This is a genomic window from Microcystis sp. M090S1, assembly GCF_020246295.1.
Taxonomy (GTDB): Bacteria; Cyanobacteriota; Cyanobacteriia; order Cyanobacteriales; family Microcystaceae; genus Microcystis; species Microcystis aeruginosa.
In genome coordinates this window covers 1-2,839 of record NZ_JADBTF010000139.1, presented here as the reverse complement: position 1 = coordinate 2,839, position 2,839 = coordinate 1, and the positions used below count along the sequence as shown (strand labels likewise).

Genomic DNA, 2,839 nt, shown 5'->3' with positions numbered 1-2,839 from the left:
TTGAGATAAACTCTCATTAAGCTGGCGATCGCTGACTAGAGTGTGACACTTCATAATTCTTAGTAATCGCTAAAAGTCTTACTATACAAGGGCTAGAGCAACTTTTGATTTCAACGACTAGGGTGCGGAATGTGGGTTTAAGAGCCTGCTCAAACCCAAGATTATAAGCAGCCCCCTCAGACCAAAGTAGATCAACTGAACCCACTGACCAATCAAGTTTAGCCATGTCACCATGAATTGGAATGATTAAATGCTCAAGACCAAGCTGTTTTGCTCGGGTTTTGAGTTCGTCGATAAAAACCGACGAGGAATCCACTGCCATGACAGGGCTTTGGTAGTATTGTGCCAGCAGTAAAGCACTAGCACCACTTCCACATCCTAGATCGGCAATTCGCGGCTTGAGGGGCAAAGTAGAGAGATTACTCAAAATTTTTAGGGAGAAGTCAGAGTCACCAGGCCCTTTACGGTCAAGTCCACGGTGTAAATCAGTTAAAGCGGCAACATACTCAGTTTGATTGTCTGTAGTCATAGAGATTTTTGCTGGCTCTAATAGCTGAAAACAGCCCATTCCTACCCTTCGACTTGGCTCAGGGCAAGGCTTAATCGGTTAGGCGATCGTTCCCGTCAGGGGGGAACTAGGACTAGCATAGGACTTAATCGGCATTCTTCCCGCTAAATGAGCTAAACGTCCCGCTTTTGCCGCCATTGCCATGGCTTGGGCCATCATAGCCGGATTGGCTGCCATAGCGATCGCACTGTTAATTAATAAAGCATCGGCCCCCATTTCCATGGCCCGGGCCGCTTCTGAGGGTGTACCGATCCCGGCATCGACCACCACGGGAATTTGGGACGATTCGATGATAATCGCGATATTTGCCTCATTTTTCAGCCCCTGTCCCGACCCAATCGGCGATCCTAGGGGCATAACCGTGGCGCAGCCAGCTTCCTCTAAACGTTTGGCTAAGAGAGGATCGGCGTTAATATAGGGCAGTACGGCAAAACCTTCTTTAACTAATTGTTCGGCCGCTTGCAAAGTTCCGATCGGATCGGGTAATAAATATTTAGGATCGGGAATAACTTCGAGTTTAATAAAGTTATTGTCTTCCTGTCCCAATAATTTGGCCATTTCTCGCCCTAAACGGGCCACCCGAATCGCCTCTTCGGCCGTTTGACAACCGGCAGTGTTGGGTAACATCCAAATTTTAGACCAATCGATCGCCTCTGCTAATCCCTCATGACCGGGTGCGTTCGTTTGTACTCGTCTAACAGCAACGGTGACAATCTGACATTCACTGGCACTAATACTTTCCTGCATAGTCGTCAGATTGGCATATTTGCCAGTCCCAGTCATCAAGCGGGAGTGAAAGGTTTTCCCGGCAATGGTGAGGCGATCATTTTGGGGCGATAAAAGTGCTTGGGGTTTATTCTCAATAATAGTTAAGGACATAGATGGAATAGTAACGGGTGATGGTTGATTAAAGCGATCGCAGCTAAAATGGGTCAAAATGGGATTAACTTTGTCATTAATCACCAGGTCAGCAATCAAGGAGGCAGTGACAGGAGCGAGTAAAATGCCATTACGATAGTGACCGGTGGCTAAAATCAGGTTATCACAGCTACTGCGGCCTAAAATAGGTAATTCATCTGGTGTACCCGGACGGAATCCCCACCACATTTCTTCGATTTCCCAGTCAGCTAAAGGGGGATAGAGACGGGTAGCACGCGCAAAAAGGGTTTGTAGTCCTTGGGGTGTATTACCCGTTTGCCAGGCGACTTTTTCGGAAGTGGCCCCGATAATTAAACGACCATTGCGACGGGGAACCAGATAGGTTTGCGGACCGAATAAAACCCTCGCTAAGGTCTGGTTAGGGGGCATTTTTACCGCGGCCATTTGACCTTTGACGGGATGGATAGGGAGGGGTAAAAGTTGACTGGCCCAGGATCCCGCCGCTAAAATGTAAATTTTTGCTTCTAATTCCCCAATTGAGGTATAAATACTCTTGACTTTTCCCTGCTTTTGTTGTAAGGCGTGGACTTCTATGCCTTGGCGAATTTCTACCCCTAAATTTTCGGCCGCTTGTTGCAGCGCAGTCAATAGCTGCCGGTTATCCACTTGTCCATCGTCGGGATACCACCAACCACCGATCACATCTTTACCTAGTCCGGGTTGGTAGAGGTGAACTGCATTGCTGTCTAACCAAATTTTATTAGCTGTATTGGCAGTAATAGGCTGATCTAGCTCGTAAACGGGAGCAAGAATACCGCAGGGATAGTAACCGCTGTTTATACCCGTTAAATCCTCGATTTTGCGGCTCCATTCTGGATATAGCCAGCGCGATTGTAAACAAAGATCGAGAAAGGGACCCGGGGGAATTCCTTCCGCATGGGGGGCCAACATTCCCGCAGCCGCACGACTAGCGGCCTGAGCTATATCTCGAACTAGGAGGGTAACTTTTGCCCCGCGCAATTGCAAATCGACGGCGATCGCTAATCCGATGATACCACCGCCTACGATCAAAATTTCGCTAGTTGAGTTCTTGACCCTCCCATGGCTAAAAGCGAGGGATTCTTGGTTCAACGACATGGCTTAAAAATCTAAAGGAAATGTAACCTTGATCCTAACTCGCAATTAGTCAGCCGAGAGGAGGGAGAAGTGAGGCTACTGGCATAATTCAAGATTAAGTTGACATCCTCACCGTCGTAAACGGACGGTGATTCCCAAACCTCACGATTTAGGTTTCTGCTTCTTTCCCGAAGGATTTTTCGCACCTGCCTTAACAGATTTACTCTGTTCTGGTCTTATGGTCGCTCTACAGACTGACACCGCAAGCCCTGCGGC

At 47.9% G+C, this 2,839-nt stretch carries 2 protein-coding genes; both read right to left on the bottom strand.

Translation table 11 applies throughout. The annotated features are described in order from the left end of the window. Positions 1–16 precede the first annotated feature (16 nt). A complete protein-coding gene (locus tag IM477_RS06290) occupies positions 17–529 on the bottom strand; it encodes an SAM-dependent methyltransferase (protein WP_287730960.1) in 513 nt (170 codons plus the stop codon). A gap of 78 nt (positions 530–607) precedes the next feature. Continuing rightward, the gene (thiO, locus tag IM477_RS06285) at positions 608–2,584 is read right to left on the bottom strand and encodes a glycine oxidase ThiO (RefSeq protein WP_287730959.1); all 1,977 of its coding nucleotides are present in this window, start codon (positions 2,582–2,584) and stop codon (positions 608–610) included. Between the last annotated feature and the right edge of the window lie 255 nt (positions 2,585–2,839).